Source organism: Kribbella sp. NPDC050241, assembly GCF_044459685.1.
Taxonomy (GTDB): Bacteria; Actinomycetota; Actinomycetes; order Propionibacteriales; family Kribbellaceae; genus Kribbella.
On record NZ_JBITJE010000002.1, the window covers coordinates 163038 to 183260 of the forward strand.

Consider the following 20223-nt stretch of genomic DNA (forward strand, 5'->3'; position numbering starts at 1 on the left):
GAAATGTTGTCAGCTCTGCCGGCGGCCGCGATGGATCTCGGTCTCCAGGGCATCCAAGCGGTTGATCCAGAACTTGCGGTACCGGTCCAGCCAGGTGTCGATCTCGCGCAGTGGCCCGGGGTCCACGGCGTACAGCCGCCGAGTGCCGGCGACGGTGACGGTCGCGAAGCCGTTGTCGCGCAGTACCCGCAGATGCTGGGAGACGGCCGGCTGGCTGATGCCGAACTCGGCGCCGATCGCCGCGGCGATGCTGCCGGCCGGCAGTTCGCCGTCGGCCAGCAGTTCCAGGATCCGGCGCCGGACCGGGTCACCGAGGATGTCGAACGCGTGCACGGATCGCAGTATTTCAGTGATGACTTATATGAACAAGGGGCATCGCCGGCCGGACGGTTTGCGGTCGGTCGTCAACGCGGCCACGGAACCTTCGGCGCCGTCCGGATCGGCCGGACAAGCGGACCGGGTGCTGGTCAGCCGGTAGGCAACGAGCGAGTCACGGCTAGAATGACCGCGAATGACTACGCCTGGTGCAACGCGGCACGGCGTACCGCATCCAGTGGTTTGAGGAGACACAGCTGTGGGACGCGTCGTGCACAAGTACGGCGGTTCTTCGGTCGCCGACGCCGATTGCATCAAGCGTGTGGCCCAACGGATCGTCGCGACGAAGAAGGCCGGGAACGACGTGGTGGTGGTCATCTCCGCCATGGGCGACACCACCGATGAGCTGATGGACCTGGCCCAGCAGGTGTCCCCGTTGCCGCCGCCGCGCGAGCTGGACATGCTGCTCACCTCCGGGGAGCGGATCTCCGCCGCCCTACTGGCGATGGCGATCGCCAACCTGGGCTACGAAGCGCGAAGTTTCACCGGCTCGCAGGCCGGTGTGATCACCACGTCCGCGCACGGCAACGCCCGGATCATCGACATCACGCCGGGCCGGATCGAGGGAGCGCTGTCCGAGGGCCACATCGCGATCGTGGCCGGGTTCCAGGGCGTCGCCCAGGACACCAAGGACATCACCACGATGGGCCGCGGCGCCTCCGACACCACCGCGGTCGCGCTGGCCGCCGCGCTCGAGGCGGACTACTGCGAGATCTACACCGATGTGGACGGCATCTTCACCGCGGACCCGCGGATCGTGCCGGCCGCCAAGCAGATCCCGAAGATCTCCTACGAGGAGATGCTCGAGATGGCCGCGTGCGGCGCCAAGGTGCTGCACCTGCGCTGCGTCGAGTACGCGCGGCGCTACAACGTCCCCGTCCATGTGCGCTCCTCCTTCTCGCAGAAGGAAGGCACCTGGGTCGTCGATGCGAAGGAACTGGATCAAATGGAACAGGCGATCATCTCCGGCGTGGTCCAGGACCGCAATGAGGCCAAGATCACCGTGGTCGGCGTACCGGACAAGCCCGGTGAGGCGGCCCGGATCTTCGAGACGGTCGCCGGTGCCGAGACCAACATCGACATGATCGTGCAGAACGTGTCCGCGGTCGCCACCAACCGCACCGACATCTCCTTCACGCTGCCCCGCGTCGACGGCGCCCGGGCGATGTCCGCGCTGGCCCGGATGAAGGACGAGGTGGGCTACGAGCAGTTGCTCTACGACGACCAGATCGGCAAGGTGTCGGTGGTCGGTGTCGGAATGCGCTCACACCCGGGCGTGTCCGCGAAATTCTTCTCCGCGCTCGCCGACGCCGGCGTGAACATCGAGATGATCTCCACCTCGGAGATCCGGATCTCGGTGGTCGTGGACGAGAACCTGGTGGATGCCGCCGTGACCGCGGCGCACACCGCATTCGATCTGGACGACGAGCACACCCAGGCCGTCGTGTACGGAGGAACTGGACGGTGACCCCTGTGAGCGCTGTGGAGAACACGATCGAGGACCGGACGGGTCTGCCTTCCCTGGCGGTGGTCGGTGCGACCGGCGCGGTCGGGTCGGTGATGCTGACTCTGCTCTCGACCCGGGAGAACGTCTGGGGAGAGATCCGGCTGATCGCGTCCGAGCGCTCTGCGGGCAAACGTTTGAAGGTGCGCGGCGAGGAGGTCGAGGTCGTCGCGATCAGCGAGGACGCGTTCGACGGCATCGACGTGGCGATGTTCGACGTACCGGATGCGGTGTCCGCGCAGTGGGCGCCGATCGCGGCCGCCAAGGGTGCGGTGGTGGTGGACAACTCCGGCGCGTTCCGGATGGACGCGGACGTCCCGCTGGTGGTGCCGGAGGTGAACGCCGAAGCGGCCCGGAACCGGCCGCGCGGCATCATCTCCAATCCGAACTGCACGACGCTGTCGATGATCGTCGCGATGGGTGCGCTGCACCACCGCTTCGAGCTCGAGGAGCTGGTCGTCGCGTCGTACCAGGCGGCCTCTGGTGCCGGGCAGGAAGGCATCGACGCGCTGTACGACCAGCTGATGAAGGTGGCCGGCAATCGCGACCTCGGCACCACGCCGGGCGACGTTCGCCGCGTGATCGGCAACGCGCTCGGCCCGTTCCCGGCGCCGCTCGCGCTGAACGTCGTTCCGTGGGCCGGTTCGCTCAAGGACGACGGCTGGTCGTCGGAGGAGCTCAAGGTCCGCAACGAGTCGCGCAAGATCCTCGGCCTGCCCGACCTGAAGGTGTCCGCGACCTGCGTCCGGGTGCCGGTCGTCACCACGCACTCGTTGTCGGTGCACGCGCGGTTCGCCCAAGAGGTCGACGCCGACGAGGCCCGCGAGGTACTGCGGGACGCCCCGGGCGTGCTGCTGTTCGACAACCCGGCGGAGGGTGAGTTCCCGACCCCGGCCGACGTGGTCGGCACCGACCCGACCTGGGTCGGCCGGATCCGCAAGTCGCTGGACGACCCGAACTCGCTGGAGCTGTTCGTCTGCGGCGACAACCTGCGCAAGGGCGCGGCGCTGAACACCGCGCAGATCGCCGAGGTCGTCGCCAAGGAATTCACCGCGACCGCGTCCTAGAAATCCCTTGTAGCAAAGGCCCGTCGCCTGCCCGCCCGCCCCGGCGAGCAAGCGACGGGTGTCTTTACAGCCAGTTCTCCCGTGCGGCGTGCAGGGCGAGCTGGAAGCGGGTGCTTGCGCCGGTGCGGTTCATCAGGCGCTCCAGGTAGCGGAAGAAGGTACGTCGGCTGATACCCAGCGTACGGGCAATCGTGTCGTCCGCGGCACCCGTGGCGAGCAACGCGAGCAGGCGGCGCTCGATCGGTTCGAGCCGGTCGTCCTCCGTGCCGACCGACGCGTGCAGCGGCAGCGCGTTGCGCCAGCACAGCTCGAACATCCCGATCAGGGCGGTCAGCAGACTGCTCGGCCGGATGATCAGCAGCGACCGGTTCACATCGGTGTCGCGCACCGACATCGACACGAACGCGATCGAACCGTCGATGATGGTCAGCTTGGCCGGTACGTAGGGCAGGACCCGCGCCTGCTCGCCGGCCTCCACGCAGGGCAGGATGTTCTCGGTCAGGTACCCCGGCACCTCGACCGACTCCGGTGAGTACACGACCCGGTAGGAGACGCCCCGCTTGAGGTGGTCGATCTCCTCCTGGTTCGGCCCGCCGATGTAGTACGGCGGCGAGTCGATCGCCAGGATCTCCCGCTGCGCACCGCCCTTGATCTGGTGGATGCGTTCGACGATCGCGCTGCCGGTGACGACCTCGATCAGGTGCGTGGTCGACTCGTTGTGCACGGTCCGGCGGAACTCGTCGTACGCGTTCAGCACCTCGATCCGGGCCTGCTTCAACTCGGACTCGCGACGCAGCGTCATCGCCTCGAGGCCGGCGTCGGGTGGCACCGGCAGGAAGCGGGAGTGGTCCGAACCGGACCGCCGCGCCAGGCCCGCCTGCACCAGCCCACCGAGGGTGGCGTCGATGGTGGCGTCGCGGTCGGGGACCGCCTCGTCCAGTTCGGTGATCGACGACGGACCGGTCCGCAGCAGGTGCTGGTAGACCTTGATCTCGTCGTTGCTGAGTCCGAGCACCTTCAGATGGTCGGCACGCTCCGTGTCCGTTGTGCTCACAACTCTCTCCTCCCTTCCGAGTGCTGTCACTGTCCGCTACCGCCCCTCCAGAGTAGGACGGTCGATCCAGTGCCGATCGCACTGTCCGTGTCGCCCTGAATGCACCCAGCGATATTTGTTGTCCTGTCAGCATTCTTGTGCCGTGTCACCATCTGGCCACCATTTCTGCGCAGTTGTGAGCGAGAATTGAGGTCCAGCAGCCCGGCGACGGACCACCTGAGCGCCGCCGGGCTGCTGTTCCAATTCTGGCCCGAGTTCGCTGTTCCGTCAGCGGAGCCCGTTTCGGTTGGGTCTCGATCCCGGCGCATCGGTGCCCTCGCACTCCCGTGCCATCACCGGCTGTGCTGGAGGGTGTACAAACTGTGCATCTCCATCGTGAGGCCGATGAGGAGGAGAAGCGCCGATGCGACCGGTTCCGCCCCGTTCCGCCGCTCGCTGTGGTGCTGCCGTCCCCAGTGTCCGGTCGTGGCTCCCCGTCCTTGGGTCACGCTGCCGGGCAGTGTCTTCCGTCACCGGCCTCGGGTCCGTCTCGACGTCTGCTGCGCGCACCTGCTGGCGATCGCAGCCGATCCGGGGACGTGCCCACGGCGCGATGACCGCCGCCCTGGTCATCGTGCCTGCCGATCCGGTCTCCGCCCGTCCCGTCTCCGCCCAGCGCGGACGGGTCACCGGATCGCCGGTTGCGGTCGTGTCGCCCCTGACACGGCCCGGGCCCCGGGAGGTGCCGAGCGGAGCTCCGTGGATGGTGAGGCTGTCCATAGCGCGCGGGGACCTCGGGTCCCCCGTCCGGCTCGCCCCGGCCAGGAAGCACCGCCTGGGGCCCACCGCCGGCTGACACCGGTCCAGACCACTGGTGTCGTGGTGCGGCATATCACGCCGCCGGTGTGAACTTCGGTGCCCCGACGGACGTCGTACAGGGGAATTGACCGCGATTTGATTTTGCTCTCTGGTGTTCGCGAGAGTGCTTCGCGAGAGTGCTTGGTGAGCATGGGTCGCGCGCCGATTGCATGCCCTGGAAGGCGTTTTGGCCGTCGCAGGTTGTCAAATGTATATTCCCGATAACGATCGGCGACGGACGACTTTCTTCCAGTGGTTCACCCAGTCGGGCGCGACGTTGGTAGCTGTCTGTACGTCGTTGCTCACTATGGAGGACCACCGTGTCGTCGGCCAAGTGCCCGGTCCGCTACTCTGCTCCCGGTCTGCGTGGCTGCGAACGGCAGGAGTTCGGTCGGCGCGGACTCGACTTCCGGCAGAGAGAGGCGTCGCCTGAATGAACGCGACTAGCGTCGACGAGGAGTTCAACCCGTCGGTGCATGTGTACGAACCGCACAAGGTCGGCCTGCCGCCGTTGCGTCCCTATTTCAAGGCGCTGTGGCAGCGGCGGGAGTTCGCGGCCGAGATGTCCCGGACGAACATCCGGGCCGCCAACACCAACACCTTCTTCGGACAGGTGTGGCTGGTGCTGAACCCGTTGCTCCTGGCGGCTGTCTACTACCTGCTGACGGAGATCATCGCGGGCGGTGCCAACAAGACCGGCGGCGCGGAGCGGTTCGTGCACATGTGTGGCGGCCTCTTCGTCTTCTATTACTTCTCCGGTGCGATGACGGCCGGAGCGACCAGTGTCGTCGGCGGCGGCAAGCTGCTGATGAACATGTCGTTCCCGCGGATGCTGCTGCCGCTGGCCGCGTTGCGGACGGCGTTCTTCCGCTTCTTGCCGACGATGGTCGTGTATCTGGCGATCCACCTGATCATGGGACAGCCGCTGCGGTGGCCGATGCTGCTCGCGCCGGCGTTCCTGATCATGCTGACGTTCTTCGCAGCCGGCATGGGCATGGTCTTCGCCGCGCTGCAGGTGTACTTCCGGGACACGACGTCCTTCCTGCCGTACTTCGTCCGGATCTGGCTGTACCTGTCCCCGGTGCTGTGGTTCGCCGAGCAGGCACCGGCCAGGTTCAAGGGCTTCATCCAGTACAACCCGCTCTACTCGCTGATCGGCGGCTGGACCGACCTGCTCGTCCGCGGTGACATCCCGCCGCTGAAGATGTGGGTCGGAGCCGGGTTCTGGGCGGTCCTCGCCGCCGTGGTCGGCTCGTTGTTCTTCATGTCGAGGGAGCGTGAGTTCGTTGTCCGTCTCTGAGGCTGAGAAGAAATCGATGCAGAAGACCGAGCCGGCCGCGCCCGCCGTCAAGGTGCAGGACGTGTCCATCACCTACCGGACCACGTTCGAGCGGGTGCCGACCTTCAAGAGCGCGATCGTCCGGTTCGGCCGCGGCGAGCGGGCGATCCGCGAGGTCAAGGCCGTACAGAACGTCTCCTTCGACGTGAACCACGGCACCACCATCGGCATCATCGGTGCCAACGGCGCCGGCAAGTCGACGCTGATGCGGTCGATCGCCGGCATCCTGCCGCCGACCTCGGGCCGGATCGAGGTGCACGGCCGGGTCAGCACCCTGCTGTCGCTGGGCGTCGGCTTCAACGCGGCCCTGTCCGGCCGCGAGAACGTCGTCCTCGGTGGACTGGCCGCTGGCCTCAGCCGCAAGGCGATCCAGGAGCGGTACGAGGAGATCGCGGAGTTCGCCGAGCTCGGTGACTTCATGGAGATGCCGATGCGGACGTACTCGTCCGGCATGTTCAGCCGGCTGGCGTTCTCCGTCGCGGTCCACATGGACCCGGACATCCTGCTGATCGACGAGGCCCTGTCGGCCGGCGACGCGTCCTTCAAGACGAAGGCCGCGGCCAAGATGAACGAACTGGTCACCAACAGCCGGACCATGTTCCTGGTCAGCCACGCGATGAGCAGCGTCCGGGACCTGTGCAACGACTGCATCTGGCTGCACAAGGGCAAGGTGATGATGCGCGGTGAGCCCAACGAGGTGATCACGGCGTACACCAAGTTCCTCCAGGTCGGTGAGAAGGAATCCGTCTCTCTCGAGGACCTCTGACCATGCCCAATGCCGGGCCCCACGCCGGGTCACGCAGTACGGCGCCTGACGTGGGGATCATCACGACCGGTCACGACGTCGCCGACGCGCGCCTGCACAAGATCACGGCGGCCCTGCACCACCGGGGCCTGAGCGTCGAGCTGTGGGGCCTGGGCGAGGCCGAAGGCGGGCCGGTCGGCGCGGTCGTCCACGCGGGTCCTCGGGGCAACCTGGTCCAGCGGATGGCCCGGACCGCGGTGTTGCCGTGGCGGACCAAGGCGAAGGTGGTGATGACGGTCGATCCGGACATGATCCCGGTCACCCGTCTCGTCACCAGCCTGCGCCGTCGCAAAATGGTTGCCGACGTTCACGAGGACTACGACCTGCTGCTCGCCGACCGGGCCTGGGCGAGGGGACCGGCCGGCCTCCCGGCCCGGCTGATCGTCCGGGCGGGTTCCAAGCTGGCCGCCGGCGCCGACCTGACCGTCGTCGCCGACTCGCATCTGGCCCCGCACGAGGCGAAGCGGCGGCTGGTCGTCCAGAACCTCCCCTACGTGCCGTTCCTGGCCCCGACGCCGCCTTGGGGCCAGCCGCGGGCCGTGTACATCGGGGACCTGCGGGCCAGCCGTGGCTTGTTCGACATGGTCGAGACCGTCGCCGCGGCGCCGGACTGGTCACTCGACCTGGTCGGCCCGGTGGCGCCTTCGGACTGGGACCAGCTTCAGGCCCGGATCGAGCAGTCCGATCTGGCCGGCCGGGTCCGGTTGCACGGGCGCCAGCCTCCGGCCGACGCGTGGCGGCTCACCCAGGGTGCCTGGGCCGGCCTGGCGATGCTGCAACCGACACCGGCCTTCGTGGAAGCGATGCCGTCGAAGATCTACGAGTACCTCGCCAGCGGTCTTCCCGTCCTGTCCACCCGGCTGCCCCGGCAGACCAGGGTGATCGAGGAGTCCGGTGGCGGAGTCCTGGTGGACTCGGTGGCAGAGGCGTCCGAGATCCTGCAGCGCTGGTCCGCGGATCCCGGTGAGCTGGAGAAACTGCGCGACCACGCGCTTCAGTGGGCGGCCGACCATCTGCCCGCGACCACGCCGTACGACGAACTGGCCGACGCGATTCTCAACTTGCTAAGAGGAAGTGCATGAAGGACCGCCCACACATGCTGTATGTCGCCTGGGGCTTTCCGCCCTGTCGAGGAGGCGGTGTCTACCGGGCCCTGGCCACGGCCAACCGGTTCGCCGCGCTCGGCTGGAAGGTGACGGTGCTGACGGCCGATCGCGAGACCTTCCACCGGTTCACCGGCGCCGACCTGACCCTGGAGGAGCGGGTCGACCCGTCCATCGAGGTCGTCCGGGTGCCGTTCGACTGGCCGATCCTCGAGGCCGACCTGCGCCGGTGGTCCAAGCGCCGTGCCCTCAACCCGAAGGTCTGGAGCAAGTGGCGGACCAAGCAGGACCACGTGCCGTTCCCGGAGACCGGGTACGGGCCGTGGCGCTCGGTCATCGAGAAGGCCGCGGAGCGGATCCACAAGGCGCACAAGGTCGACCTGACGGTCGCCACCGCGAACCCGAACGTCGCGTTCACCCCGGCGTACCTGCTGCACAAGAAGTACGGCGTGCCGTACGTGATGGACTACCGCGACGCGTGGCTGCTGGACGTGTTCACCGGTGACCGGCTGCACGAGCCGAAGAGTCGTGCGGCCCGCTGGGAGAAGAAGCTGGTCGACTCCGCGCGCGAGATCTGGTTCGTCAACGACCCGATCCGGGACTGGCACGAGAAGCTCTACCCGGCGCACGCGCACAAGATGCACACGGTCTCCAACGGCTTCGACGCCGACCTGGTGCCGGACACCACGGACCGCGGTCCGGCCGGCGATCGGCCGTTGACCTTCGGGTACGTCGGTACCGTGTCGCCGAAGGTTCCGCTGACCGAGTTCGTCGAGGGCTGGCAGTTGGCCCGCTCGCAGTCCAGCGAGCTGGCCGGCGCGAAGGCGAAGATCTACGGCTATCTCGGGTACTACGCCCAGCCGCGCGCCGACATGCTTGCCACGATCAACAAGGCCACCGACGACGGGGTCAGCTACGAAGGTCCGGTCGGCAAGGCAGAGATCGCCCGCGCGTACGACGAGTTCGACGTCCAGCTGCTGATGCTGGGCAAGGGGCGGTACGTGACCAGCGGCAAGGTGTTCGAGTACCTGGCGACCGGGTTGCCGATCGTGTCCGTGCACGACCCGGAGAACGCGGCGTCCGACGTACTGCGTGGTCATCCGTTGTGGTTCCCGGTGACGGACGTGACGCCGGAGGCGATCGCGGACGCGCTGATCGAGGCGGCGCACGCGGCCCGGACGGCGGACGAGGGGATCCGGGCGAAGGCGCGTGAGTTCGGTGCGTCGTACCGGCGGGATCTGCAGCTGGATCCGCGGATCGAGTCGCTGGCCGCATCCGTGCAGGGGGTGGCGGCGTGAAGACCGTCGTCCTGCTGAGCACCCGGCGCCTTCCGCCGACGTACTTCGACACTGTCCGCGAGGACCTCGGCAACCAGGAGCTGTCGCTCGACGTCATCGCCTGGATGCCGCCGTCGGGCTACGTCGCCGACAGAGTCCACACCTTCACCCTCATCGGGCCCGGCCGGATGCCCAAAGCCCCAGCCCCGGAACTCGAGTCGGATCCGCTGGCCGAGGCCGATCCGGTCGAGGAGGCTCCGGACGCGGTCATCGCTCCTGAGGCCGTCGCCGAGCCAGAGTCCGTGGTCGGTGAGGCCGAGGTCGCACCTGCTGCGGCTGCGCTCCCCGCCGATGCGGCGGAAGATGAAGCTGCCTCCACCACCCCGGCGGGCGCTGCTGCCTCCTCTCGGGGTGCGGGGGAGGCGCGGCCTGTGGGGATCACGCGGGTTCGGAAGGCTTTGGGGTGGCGGTATCGGAAGGCTCGCAAGGTTGCGGGCAAGGTGTTGCCTAAGGCAATCAAGACGTCGGCGCCGGTGAAGTTCCTGCGCGGGAACCGGGCCGGCAAGGACCTGGGCAAGACGTACTGGGGCCGGATCGACGGCCGTCGCGACGTACTGACCACGATCGAGAAGGCGGATGTCGTCATCGCCCTCGACGCCGGTGCGATCTGGGCCGGCTGGAACCTCGGCCAGCGCCGCGGCAGCGTCCCGGTCGTCCTCGGTCTTCCGGCCGCCCGCCGCGAGCTGGATCAGCTGAAGGCCACGACAAAGGCCGCTGCAGGTAATGGATGACACGATGACGGTGACGCGTTCGATCCGCGAGCACCTGCCGGCGCCACTCGCCCGGACCGCTGGAGCGGTCCGGCGGCGCCTGCGTGGTGTGCGCTACTCGTTCGCGCAACTGCCGGCGTTCCCGCCGGTGGCCACGACCCCCGTGCGGATGCTGGTCGGACCGACCAACTCCGCCGGTCAGGGGCACGCCTGGGCCCAAGCCGCCCAGACGATCCCCGGGGTCGGCGCCGCCGTCTCGTTCACGTTGCAGCGCAAGGCGCAGTTCCAGTTCGTCCACGACTACGGCGTACCGCTCGCCTGGTTCGGCCAGCCGCGTTGGCAGCGGGCCCAGGAGCAGCACGTCGTCGGTTCGTACACGCACGTGATGGTGGAGTCGTTGCGCCCGATCTTCGGTGCCCGCGGCTTCCCGGACGCGTCGCCCGACATCGCGACCATGGTCGATGCCGGCATCAACGTTTCCCTGCTCTTCCACGGTTCCGACATCCGGCTGCCCAGCCGGCACGCGAAGCGCGAGCGCTGGTCGCCGTTCGTCCCCGGTGACGAGCTGACCGAGCGCCTGGAGACGCAGGCCCGTCGGCACGCCGAGCTGGTCGAGAGCCTCGGCCTGCCGGTGTTCGTGTCCACGGTCGACCTGCTGGACGACGTACCGGACGCGCGATGGTTGCCGGTGGCGATCGATGCGACGCGCTGGCAGCAGGCGGCCCGCCCGCTGTTCACCGGCGAACGACCGGTCGTCGCGCACGTCCCGTCGAACGCGAAACTCAAGGGCACCGAGGAGATCGATGCCGTACTGACCCGGCTGCACGAGTCCGGCGCGATCGAGTACCGACGCATCACCGGCGTACCGCACGATCGGATGCCGAGCGTCATCGGCGACGCCGACATCGTTGTCGACCAACTTCGGATCGGCCTGTACGGCGTGGCCGCCGCGGAAGCACTGGCCGCCGGGCGGATTGTGGTGTCGTACGTCGGTGACGCCGTGCGCCACCGGGTTCGTAGTCTGACCGGACGAGAGGTGCCGATCGTGGAGGCGGATCCAGACACCCTGGGTGATGTCGTCACGGGCCTGATCGCCGATCGTGACGCCGCCGCCGAGTGGGCGGCCGCCGGCCCCGGCTACGTGGCGGAGTTGCACGACGGAAGCCGGTCGGCCGAAGCACTCACCACCTGGCTCACTTCGAAGGAGACCCTGTGACGTCCCGCATCGCGCCCACCGCCGACGTCGACCACAGCGCCGTGATCGGCGACGGTTCGTCGATCTGGCATCTGGCCCAGATCCGCGAGAACGCGGTGCTGGGCGAGAACTGCATCGTCGGCCGCGGCGCCTATGTCGGGACCGGGGTCCGGATGGGCAAGAACTGCAAGATCCAGAACAACGCCCTGGTCTACGAACCGGCCTCGCTCGAGGACGGCGTGTTCATCGGTCCGGCCGTGGTGCTGACCAACGACTACTTCCCGCGCGCGGTGAACCCGGACGGCTCACTGAAGAGCGGGCACGACTGGGAGCCGGTCGGCGTCACGATGAAGGAAGGCTGCTCGCTCGGTGCGCGCAGCGTCTGCGTGGCGCCGGTCACCATCGGCCGCTGGGCCACCGTCGCCGCGGGTGCGGTGGTCACCAAGGACGTGCCAGACTTCGCGCTGGTCGCCGGGGTTCCGGCCCGCCGGATCAAGTGGGTCGGCAAGGCCGGAGTTCCGCTGCTCGACGTCGGGAACGGCGAGTGGAAGTGCCCGGCCACGGGCGAGACGTACATCGAAACCGACGGACGGCTACGGCCGGCCGATGAAGACATGGAGGAGAACTGATGGTGCAGCCGATTCCGGCCGCGAAGCCGATCATCGGGGAGGAGGAGCGCGAGGCCGTCGACCGGGTGATGCAGTCCGGCATGCTTGCCCAGGGCCCCGAGGTGGCGGCGTTCGAGCAGGAGTTCGGCGCAGCGCTCGTCTCCGGCCGAGCCTGCGTCGCGACGAATTCGGGCACGTCGGGTCTCCACCTCGGCCTGCTGGCCGCGGGCGTCGGGCCGGGTGACGAGGTCATCGTCCCGTCCTTCACCTTCGCCGCGACCGCGAACAGCGTCGCGCTGACCGGCGCCACCCCGGTGTTCGCCGACATCGAGCCGACGTACTTCTGCCTGGACCCGGCCGCGGTCGAGGCCGCGATCACCGAGAAGACCAAGGCCGTCATGCCGGTGCACCTGTTCGGTCACCCGGCGAACATGACCGCCCTGCAGGCCATTGCGGACAAGCACGGCATCCAGATCTACGAGGACGCCGCGCAGGCGCACGGCGCGACCTGGGACGGCGCGCAGGTCGGCGGCTTCGGCGAGTTCGCGATGTTCAGCCTGTACCCGACCAAGAACATGACGTCCGGTGAGGGCGGCATGAACTCGGTCGCGAACGCCGACATCGAGCGCCGGATGCGCCTGCTGCGCAACCAGGGCATGCTCAAGCAGTACGAGAACGAGTTGGTCGGCCTGAACAACCGGATGACCGACCTGCACGCCGCGATCGGCCGGGTGCAGCTGACCAAGCTGACCGGCTGGACCAAGCAGCGGCAGGAGAACGCGGCCTTCCTGGACGCGAACCTGCAGGGTGTCGCCGTACCGGCCGTGGCCGCCGAGGCGACGCACGTCTACCACCAGTACACGATCCGGGTGACCGAGGATCGCGACGGCTTCGCGAACGCGCTGCGCACCGAGTACGGCGTCGGCTGCGGTGTCTACTACCCGATCCCGAACCACCGGCTCCCCTCGTTCCAGCGCGAGCTGGACCTGCCGGAGACCGAGAAGGCCGCGGCGCAGGTGCTCTCGCTGCCGGTCCACCCCTCGCTGTCCGAGGAAGACCTGAACCGGATCGTTTCCGCGGTGAACACCGTGGCGAAGGCTGGTGCGTGAGATGGCGAACCTGCGAGCCGGACTGATCGGCCTGGGCATGATGGGGCGCCACCACGCCCGCGTGCTCGCCTCCCTCGAGGGCGTCGACCTGGTCGCCGTCGCCGACCCGGGTGGCGACAAGTTCGGCGTGGCCGGCGGTCGCCCGGTGCACGAGAACATCGAGCAGTTGATTGCCGAGGGCATCGACTACTGCATGGTGGCCGTCCCGACGCAGTACCACTCGGAGATCGCCAAGCCGCTGGCCGAGGCCGGCGTACACGCGATGATCGAGAAGCCGCTGGCCGGGTCCGCGGCCGAGGCGACCGAGATCGCCAAGGCGTTCGAGGCGGCCGGCGTGATCGGCGCGGTCGGCCACATCGAGCGGTACAACCCGGCGCTGCAGGCGCTGCGGGTGCGGCTGGAGGCCGGCGAGCTGGGCGACATCTACCAGATCACCACCCGCCGCCAGGGCCCGTTCCCGGCCCGGATCGCCGACGTCGGCGTGGTGCTCGACCTGGCCACCCACGACATCGACCTGACCGCCTGGGTGACCCAGTCGCCGTTCATCGCGGTGTCCGCACAGAGCGCGCACAAGTCCGGCCGGCAGTACGAGGACCTGATCGCGGTGACCGGCAAGCTTGCCGACGGCACCGTGACCAGCCACCTGGTCAACTGGCTGTCCCCGATGAAGGAGCGGCTCACCGTCGTCACCGGTGAGAAGGGCGCGTTCATCGCCGACACGCTGCTGGCCGATCTGTCCTTCCACGCCAACGGCACGGTCGCCACCGCGTGGGACGACGTCGCGCACTTCCGCGGTGTCAGCGAGGGCGACATGATCCGGTACGCGATCAGCAAGCCGGAGCCGCTGCGCACCGAGCACGAGGCGTTCCGGGACGCGGTGCTGGGCAAGGAGACCGACATCGTCACGCTGAAGCAGGGTCTGCAGACCGTCGTCGTCGCCGAGGCCGTGATCCAGTCCGCCGCCGAGGACCGCACCATCAAGGTCGCCCAGGAGCTCGCGCAGTCATGAAGGTCCTGAGTGTCGTCGGGGCACGACCACAGTTCGTCAAGCTGGCGCCGGTGGCGGAGGCATTCGCCGCCACCGAGCACCAGCATGTGATCGTGCACACCGGGCAGCACTACGACAAGAACATGTCCGACGTGTTCTTCGCCGACCTGCGCATCCCGGACCCGGACGTCCACCTGGGCGTCGGGTCCGGCAGTCACGGTGTCCAGACCGGCGCGATGCTGGCCGCGATGGACGCCGTACTGGACGAGCACCAGCCCGACTGGGTGCTGGTGTACGGCGACACCAACTCGACGCTGGCCGGGACGCTGTCGGCGGTGAAGATGCACCTGCCGGTGGCGCACCTGGAGGCCGGGTTGCGGTCGTTCAACCGGCGGATGCCGGAGGAGCACAACCGCGTCCTGACCGACCACGCGGCCGACATCCTGCTGGCCCCGACCCAGGTGGCGATGGACCACCTGGCCAACGAGGGCCTGACGGACAAGGCGCGGCTGGTCGGAGACGTGATGACGGACGTGTGCTTCCGGGTCCGCGACGCGGTCCAGGACAAGCCGCTGGACCTGCCGTTCAAGCGCGGCGAGTACGTCGTCTCGACCATCCACCGGGCCGAGAACACCGACGACCCGGCGCGGCTGGCGGCGATCATCGACGGTCTCGCGGCCGCTGGTGCACCGGTGCTGCTGCTCGCGCATCCGCGGCTGGTCGCGCGCTGCGCGGAGTACGGCATCAAGCTCGACCGTCCGGACGGTTCGCTGCACGTCCGGGAACCGCTGGCCTACCCGGAGATGGTCGCGGCCGTGCTCGGCTCGGCCGGTGTGGTGACCGACTCCGGTGGTCTCCAGAAGGAGGCGTTCCTGCTCGGCCGGGTGTGCACCACTTTGCGCACCGAGACCGAGTGGGTGGAGACCCTGGACGACGGCTGGAACGTCCTGACATCCGACGTGAGCAAGTTGCCCGGACTGGCCGCCCGGCCTGTCCCGGCATCAAACCGCCCCATGCCCTACGGAGACGGCCACGCCGCAGGCCGGGTCGTCTCCGCTCTCGCGGAGTAGACATATGACGAAGGCCGCCGAGGAAGACCAGAGCCAACAGCCAGCGCCGGGGACCCAGTCCCCGGCGTCGGCCGTTGCCGACGTCACGGCGGATACCGGTGTCTCCAGTCCGGAGGTGCCACGCAAGCGACTGCCCAGGGTGGAGTCGCTGACCGGCCTGCGGTGGTGGGCGGCGTTCTTCGTGTTCTGCCACCACATGTCCAACCTGGCGCCGCTGCCGATCTTCGACTTCCTCAAGTGGGGCACGTCGGGGGTGACGTTCTTCTTCGTGCTGTCCGGTTTCGTGCTGACCTGGTCGGCCCAGCCGGGGACGAAGATCCGCACCTTCTACCGGCGCCGGTTCGCCCGGATCTGGCCGGCCCACATCGTCGCGCTGATCGCGGCCTTCTTCGTGTTCTACCGGGTCGATCCGCCGGCCGACATGCCCTGGATCAAGCCGATCTCGCTCACCGTGCTGCTGCTGTCGGTGCTACTGCTGCACGGCTGGACGAACGATCCGACGATCCTGTACGGCGGCAACCCGGCGTCCTGGACGTTGTCGGTGGAGGCGTTCTTCTACGCGTACCACCCGTTCGTGCAGCGGGCCACGGCCAGGCTGAAGGTGACCGGTGGCCTGATCTTCTGTGTGGCCATCCTCGTGGTCTCGGGAGCCTACCGGCTCTCGTTGTTCCATTTCCCCGGTGTCATACCGGTGTTCCCTCAACCGGTGCTGCACTCGACGTCGTTCCTGTTCGGCATCGCGCTGGCGATCACGCTCCGGTCCGGCTGGAAGCCGCGGATCCCGGTCTGGTTCGCGTTCCTGGTCGCCGGGTTCGGCCTGTTCACCCTGTACTACTCCGGCGAGCACCCGGCCAAGGTCCCCTTCGGCATCACCATCGGCCTGACCCAGAAGGAGATCCTGACCCTGCTGTACGGCTTCCTGATCTTCGCCGTCGCGATCCGCGACACCCGCGGCGGCAGGTCCTGGCTACGCAGCAAGCCGCTGGTCGCGCTCGGCCAATGGTCCTACTCCTTCTACCTGATCCACGCCACCGTCCTGTACGCGATCGTGGAGATCTACGGTCCGGTCGGCAGGGCCGGCTGGTTCAACCTGACCTGGTACGCCGGTGTCTGCGCCCTCTCGATCCTCGCCTCGTGGCTGATGTACAAGTTCGTCGAGCATCCGCTGGAACGGAAGCTGCGAGGCCCCCGATGAAGAATCACTACCTAGTGGAGTTCCTGTGCGTGTCAGTGTTGTTGCCTTAGGCAAGATCGGACTGCCGTTGGCGGTCCAGTTCGCGGCCAAGGGCCATCAGGTCGTCGGTGTCGACATCAACGAGAAGTTCGTCGAGCTGGTCAACGCCGGCCAAGAGCCGTTCCCGGGTGAGGCCCACCTGGCCGAACTGCTGGCCGAGACCGTGGCCGACGGCCGCCTGCGGGCGACCACGGACTACGCCGACGCCATCCCGAACAGCGACGCCGTCGTCGTGGTCGTGCCGCTGTTCGTCGACGAGGAGACCGGCGAGCCGGAGTTCGGCTGGATGGAGAACGCCACCCGGTCGCTGGCCGAGCACCTCAGCCCCGGCACTCTGGTCAGCTACGAGACCACCCTGCCGGTCGGCACCACCCGCAACCGGTGGAAGCCGATGATCGAGGAGATCTCCGGTCTCACCGAGGGCCAGGACTTCCATCTGGTGTTCTCGCCGGAGCGGGTGCTGACCGGCCGCGTCTTCGCGGACCTGCGCAAGTACCCGAAGCTGATCGGCGGCCTGTCCGAGGAGGGCGCCAAGCGCGCCACGGCGTTCTACGAGGCCGTGCTGGACTTCGACGACCGTCCGGACCTCGAGCGCGGCAACGGCGTCTGGGACCTGGGGTCGGCCGAGGCGGCCGAGCTGGCGAAGCTGGCCGAGACCACCTACCGCGACGTCAACATCGGCCTGGCGAACCAGTTCGCCCGGTTCGCCGGCCAGAACGGCATCGACGTCCACCAGGTGATCGAGGCGTCGAACTCGCAGCCCTACAGCCACATCCACCGGCCCGGTATCGCGGTCGGCGGCCACTGCATCCCGGTCTACCCGCGGCTGTACCTGTGGACCGACCCGGAGGCCACGGTGGTCCGGGCCGCCCGCGAGGCGAACCTCGGCATGCCGGAGTACACCGTCGGCCTGCTCGAGGGCGCGTACGGCGACCTGACCGGAGCCAAGGTGGTCGTGCTCGGTGCGGCATACCGTGGCGGTGTGAAGGAGACGGCGTTCTCCGGGGTCTTCCCGGCCGTGGAGGCGCTGAAGTCCCGTGGTGCGGAGGTTTCCGTGCACGACCCGCTGTACACCGACGAGGAGCTGCAGCAGCTCGGCTTCACGCCGTACGCGCTGGGCACGCCGGTGGACGCGGCGGTGCTGCAGGCCGACCACCCGGAGTACGCGCAGCTGACCCCGGCCGAGCTGCCGGGCGTCAAGGTGCTCGTCGACGGTCGTGACCGCACCAACCCGGCCCGGTGGGCGGGCGTGCGCCGGCTTGTGATCGGAAGGTCGGTCAGCCAGTGACACATGCCGACCTGCGGGTCGTGATGATCGTCGCCAACGACGTCACCAACGACAGCCGGGTCCGCAAGGAGGCCGCAGCGCTGGCCGAGACCGGAGCAGAGGTGACCGTGCTCGGTGTCTCGGCCAGCGGCCTGCCGTCGAGGGAGATGCTCGACGGCGCGCTGATCGTCCGGGTGGCGGTTCCCTTCAGTCTGCGCGAGGAACGCAAGCGCAGCCGCAAGGCCCGCCGGGACTGGCGGCCGCCGTTCGCCGGCTACCGGTACCAGGGCACGTACGTCGCCCGCGACCAGCGGATCGACGCCGGGCTGCAGGAGCTCAAGGCGGACTCCGGGCATGCCATCGCCGCGGCCAAGGCGGGCAAGGGCAATCCGATCAAGTACAAGCTCGGCGTCGGCGGCCGGCTGCTGCGCCGTTCGCGGTGGCAGGCGGCGCGGAAGGCGACCTGGGTCCGCAAGGGCGTCGGGAACAAGGTCGACGTGCCGTTCAAGTTCGGCTGGCGCGCGTACGACGGCGTGATCCACCGGATGCCCTGGCCGGCACCGTGGCGCAAGCTGCACCCCGAGGCGCTGGACCTGGAGCTCGCGTTCGGTGACCTGATCGACCGGCTCGAGCCCGATGTGGTGCACGCGCACGACATGCACGTGATCGGCGTCGCCGCTCGCGCCGCCGGCCGGGCGAATCTCCGCGGCAAGGACCTGAAGGTCGTCTACGACGCGCACGAGTACGTGGCCGGGCTGTCGCAGTACGGCGCCCGGACCCGCCGCTCGATCGCGGCTTGGGCGAACCACGAGGCGGAGTACATCAATGCAGTGGACCGGGTGGTCACGGTCAGCCCGGCGATCGCGCGCACGCTGACGAAGGATCACCACCTCGACCGCGAGCCGACGGTGATCATGAACACGCCGAACCCGGCGGACGTGTCGGTCGAGGTGTCCGACATCCGCAGCCGGATCGGTCTGGCGTCCCAGGTGCCGCTGCTGGTCTACAGCGGCGGCGTCACCCGGGCCCGTGGCATCCACACCGCCGTCCGGGCCCTGGTGGACCTGCCGGACGTGCACCTGGCCATCGTGTGTGTGCCCGGTGTCGCGACCGACGCGGTCAAGGAGTTGCAGACCCAGGCCGCGGACCTCGGCGTCGAGGACCGGTTGCACTGCCTCGATCCGGTCGAGCCGGAAGAGGTGGTCGCGTTCCTGCGCACCGCCGACGTCGGCCTGATCCCGATCCTGCGGTACCCGAGCCACGAGATGGCGCTGCCGAACAAGCTGTTCGAGTACGCCTTTGCCGGGCTGCCGGTGGTGGTCAGCGACATGCCGAGCATGAAGGAGTTCGTCGACCGGACCCGGATCGGCGAGGTGTTCGTCGCGGCGGACGCGCACGACCTGGCGTCGAAGGTGCGGATGGTCCTCGGTGACCTGGACAGCTACCGCGAGAAAGTGGCGGATCCGGGGTACCAGCAGGAGGTCTCCTGGGCCGGGCAGGCCGACAAGCTCCGCGGCCTGTACGGCGAACTCGTGGGCCGCAGGCTGGAGCGGGTCCAGCCCGGTGATCGGGTCGAGAAGAAGCAGAAGCGTCTGCTGATCGGTCCGGTCAACAGTGCCGGTCAGGCCTGGCTGTGGGCGACCGCGCTCGAGCGTGAGGTGCCGGGGCTCGTCGCAGAGTCCCTCACCACGGGCAGCGGCGCGTTCGACTTCCGGGTGCACCGCACCGGGTCGTACCGGCAGTACCGGTCCGATCTGCGGTGGCAGCTGGAGCTCACGGCGTACGTGCTGCGCGAGGTCACCCACGTGCTGCTCGAGGCCGGACGGCCGATGTTCGGGCAGCAGCGCGGGCAGATGTTCAACATCGACATCCCGATCCTGGAGCAGGCCGGCATCAAGCACGGCCTGATCTTCCACGGGTCGGAGATTCGTGACCCGTCGCTGCACCGGGCCAAGTACCAGTACTCGCCGTTCCGCGACCCGGACGACGAGCTGAGCCAGCGGCTGCAGTCGGCGAACGACCTGCTGCGGACTCAGCTGGATGACTACGAGGGTCCGGTGTACGTCACCACTCCGGACCTGCTGGAGTTCGTCGACAACAGCATCTGGCTGCCGTTGGCCGTCGACGTCGACGAGTTCGCGTCGACCCAGCCGGTGCTGGACCGGGAGGTGCCGGTGGTGCTGCACGCGCCGTCGGCCAGTGCGCTGAAGGGATCGGCGTACGTCGACCCGGTGCTCACCGATCTGGATGCGCGGGGCCTGATCAAGTACCAGCGGGTCCAGGGTCTGCCGCACTCCGAGCTCGCCGAGATGGTGCGCAGCGCGGACATCGTGGTCGACCAGCTGCTGCTCGGGTCGTACGGCGTCTTCGCCTGCGAGTCGATGGCGGCCGGCCGGGTCACCGTCGGGCATGTGGCGGACCCGGTCCGCGACCTGCTGCCGACCGGCCTGCCGATCGTGGAGGCCAACCCGGACGACCTGTCGGAGGTGATCGAGCGGCTGATCTCCGAGCGCGACCCGGCCCGCAAGGTCGCCGACGCCGCGCCGGAGTACGTCCGCGAGCTGCACGACGGCCGCAGGTCGGTCGAGGTGCTGCGGCCCTTCATCACCGGCGAGAGGTGA

The 20223-nt window shown here is 68.6% G+C and carries 18 protein-coding genes; 16 read left to right on the top strand and 2 right to left on the bottom strand.

What is annotated here, in order from left to right; all coding sequences use genetic code 11:
* Positions 1 to 9: 9 nt before the first annotated feature.
* Positions 10 to 333, bottom strand: coding sequence for an ArsR/SmtB family transcription factor (locus ACIBG5_RS08755; protein WP_396390944.1), 324 nt, complete (start codon positions 331 to 333; stop codon positions 10 to 12).
* Positions 334 to 352: 19 nt separating this feature from the next.
* On the opposite strand from ACIBG5_RS08755, the gene ACIBG5_RS08760 reads away from it, so the two are divergent.
* From ACIBG5_RS08760 to ACIBG5_RS08770, 3 genes are all read left to right on the top strand, one after another.
* Entirely contained in the window at positions 353 to 478 is a 126-nt protein-coding gene (locus ACIBG5_RS08760; protein WP_396390945.1) for a hypothetical protein, read from the top strand.
* 96 nt (positions 479 to 574) lie between these two features.
* Positions 575 to 1843, top strand: coding sequence for an aspartate kinase (locus tag ACIBG5_RS08765; RefSeq protein ID WP_396390946.1), 1269 nt, complete (start codon positions 575 to 577; stop codon positions 1841 to 1843).
* Complete coding sequence (locus ACIBG5_RS08770; protein WP_396390947.1) at positions 1840 to 2946, top strand: aspartate-semialdehyde dehydrogenase; 1107 nt, start codon at positions 1840 to 1842, stop codon at positions 2944 to 2946. Before ACIBG5_RS08765 ends, ACIBG5_RS08770 begins: the two co-directional genes overlap by 4 nt.
* Before the next feature lie 64 nt (positions 2947 to 3010).
* Here the strand turns inward: ACIBG5_RS08770 and ACIBG5_RS08775 are convergent, their stop codons facing one another.
* Positions 3011 to 4000, bottom strand: a complete 990-nt coding sequence (locus tag ACIBG5_RS08775) for a helix-turn-helix domain-containing protein (protein ID WP_360457006.1) — start codon at positions 3998 to 4000, stop codon at positions 3011 to 3013.
* Positions 4001 to 5270: 1270 nt separating this feature from the next.
* Between ACIBG5_RS08775 and ACIBG5_RS08780 the strand changes: the two genes are divergently transcribed.
* Genes ACIBG5_RS08780 through ACIBG5_RS08840 form a run of 13 tightly spaced genes read left to right on the top strand, consistent with a single transcriptional unit; the run spans position 5271 to position 20223 of the window.
* Complete coding sequence (locus ACIBG5_RS08780) at positions 5271 to 6137, top strand: ABC transporter permease (protein WP_360457004.1); 867 nt, start codon at positions 5271 to 5273, stop codon at positions 6135 to 6137.
* 16 nt (positions 6138 to 6153) lie between these two features.
* Entirely contained in the window at positions 6154 to 6942 is a 789-nt protein-coding gene (locus ACIBG5_RS08785) for an ABC transporter ATP-binding protein (protein WP_396390948.1), read from the top strand.
* Between the two features lie 2 nt (positions 6943 to 6944).
* Complete coding sequence (locus ACIBG5_RS08790; RefSeq protein ID WP_396390949.1) at positions 6945 to 8063, top strand: glycosyltransferase; 1119 nt, start codon at positions 6945 to 6947, stop codon at positions 8061 to 8063.
* A complete protein-coding gene (locus ACIBG5_RS08795) occupies positions 8060 to 9382 on the top strand; it encodes a glycosyltransferase (RefSeq protein ID WP_396390951.1) in 1323 nt (440 codons plus the stop codon). The genes ACIBG5_RS08790 and ACIBG5_RS08795 overlap by 4 nt, the downstream gene beginning before the upstream one ends.
* Complete coding sequence (locus tag ACIBG5_RS08800) at positions 9379 to 10152, top strand: hypothetical protein (RefSeq protein WP_396390952.1); 774 nt, start codon at positions 9379 to 9381, stop codon at positions 10150 to 10152. Before ACIBG5_RS08795 ends, ACIBG5_RS08800 begins: the two co-directional genes overlap by 4 nt.
* 4 nt (positions 10153 to 10156) lie before the next feature.
* Positions 10157 to 11347, top strand: coding sequence for a hypothetical protein (locus ACIBG5_RS08805; RefSeq protein ID WP_396390953.1), 1191 nt, complete (start codon positions 10157 to 10159; stop codon positions 11345 to 11347).
* On the top strand, positions 11344 to 11955 hold the full coding sequence (locus tag ACIBG5_RS08810; protein WP_396390954.1) for an acyltransferase: 612 nt from the start codon (positions 11344 to 11346) through the stop codon (positions 11953 to 11955). Before ACIBG5_RS08805 ends, ACIBG5_RS08810 begins: the two co-directional genes overlap by 4 nt.
* Positions 11952 to 13043 (top strand): DegT/DnrJ/EryC1/StrS family aminotransferase, encoded by a 1092-nt coding sequence (locus ACIBG5_RS08815; RefSeq protein ID WP_396392024.1) that lies wholly within the window; start codon positions 11952 to 11954, stop codon positions 13041 to 13043. Before ACIBG5_RS08810 ends, ACIBG5_RS08815 begins: the two co-directional genes overlap by 4 nt.
* A gap of 1 nt (position 13044) precedes the next feature.
* Positions 13045 to 14052, top strand: a complete 1008-nt coding sequence (locus ACIBG5_RS08820; protein ID WP_396390955.1) for a Gfo/Idh/MocA family protein — start codon at positions 13045 to 13047, stop codon at positions 14050 to 14052.
* The gene (wecB, locus tag ACIBG5_RS08825; RefSeq protein WP_396390956.1) at positions 14049 to 15101 is read left to right on the top strand and encodes a non-hydrolyzing UDP-N-acetylglucosamine 2-epimerase; all 1053 of its coding nucleotides are present in this window, start codon (positions 14049 to 14051) and stop codon (positions 15099 to 15101) included. Before ACIBG5_RS08820 ends, wecB begins: the two co-directional genes overlap by 4 nt.
* A gap of 4 nt (positions 15102 to 15105) precedes the next feature.
* Positions 15106 to 16296: an acyltransferase family protein gene (locus ACIBG5_RS08830; protein WP_396390957.1), complete on the top strand. Its 1191-nt coding sequence runs from the start codon at positions 15106 to 15108 to the stop codon at positions 16294 to 16296.
* A gap of 25 nt (positions 16297 to 16321) precedes the next feature.
* Complete coding sequence (locus tag ACIBG5_RS08835; RefSeq protein WP_396390958.1) at positions 16322 to 17623, top strand: nucleotide sugar dehydrogenase; 1302 nt, start codon at positions 16322 to 16324, stop codon at positions 17621 to 17623.
* Positions 17620 to 20223 carry a glycosyltransferase family 4 protein gene (locus ACIBG5_RS08840; RefSeq protein ID WP_396390959.1) on the top strand — a complete coding sequence of 868 codons (2604 nt, stop codon included), beginning with the start codon at positions 17620 to 17622 and terminating at the stop codon, positions 20221 to 20223. Before ACIBG5_RS08835 ends, ACIBG5_RS08840 begins: the two co-directional genes overlap by 4 nt.

Coding starts and splice junctions, on each gene's coding strand:
- ACIBG5_RS08795 (WP_396390951.1), top strand. CDS start 8,060: ATGAAGGACCGCCCACACATGCTGTATGTCGCCTGGGGCTTTCCGCCC.
- ACIBG5_RS08780 (WP_360457004.1), top strand. CDS start 5,271: ATGAACGCGACTAGCGTCGACGAGGAGTTCAACCCGTCGGTGCATGTG.
- ACIBG5_RS08785 (WP_396390948.1), top strand. CDS start 6,154: ATGCAGAAGACCGAGCCGGCCGCGCCCGCCGTCAAGGTGCAGGACGTG.
- ACIBG5_RS08805 (WP_396390953.1), top strand. CDS start 10,157: ATGACGGTGACGCGTTCGATCCGCGAGCACCTGCCGGCGCCACTCGCC.
- ACIBG5_RS08790 (WP_396390949.1), top strand. CDS start 6,945: ATGCCCAATGCCGGGCCCCACGCCGGGTCACGCAGTACGGCGCCTGAC.
- ACIBG5_RS08830 (WP_396390957.1), top strand. CDS start 15,106: ATGACGAAGGCCGCCGAGGAAGACCAGAGCCAACAGCCAGCGCCGGGG.
- ACIBG5_RS08820 (WP_396390955.1), top strand. CDS start 13,045: ATGGCGAACCTGCGAGCCGGACTGATCGGCCTGGGCATGATGGGGCGC.
- ACIBG5_RS08760 (WP_396390945.1), top strand. CDS start 353: ATGACTTATATGAACAAGGGGCATCGCCGGCCGGACGGTTTGCGGTCG.
- wecB (WP_396390956.1), top strand. CDS start 14,049: ATGAAGGTCCTGAGTGTCGTCGGGGCACGACCACAGTTCGTCAAGCTG.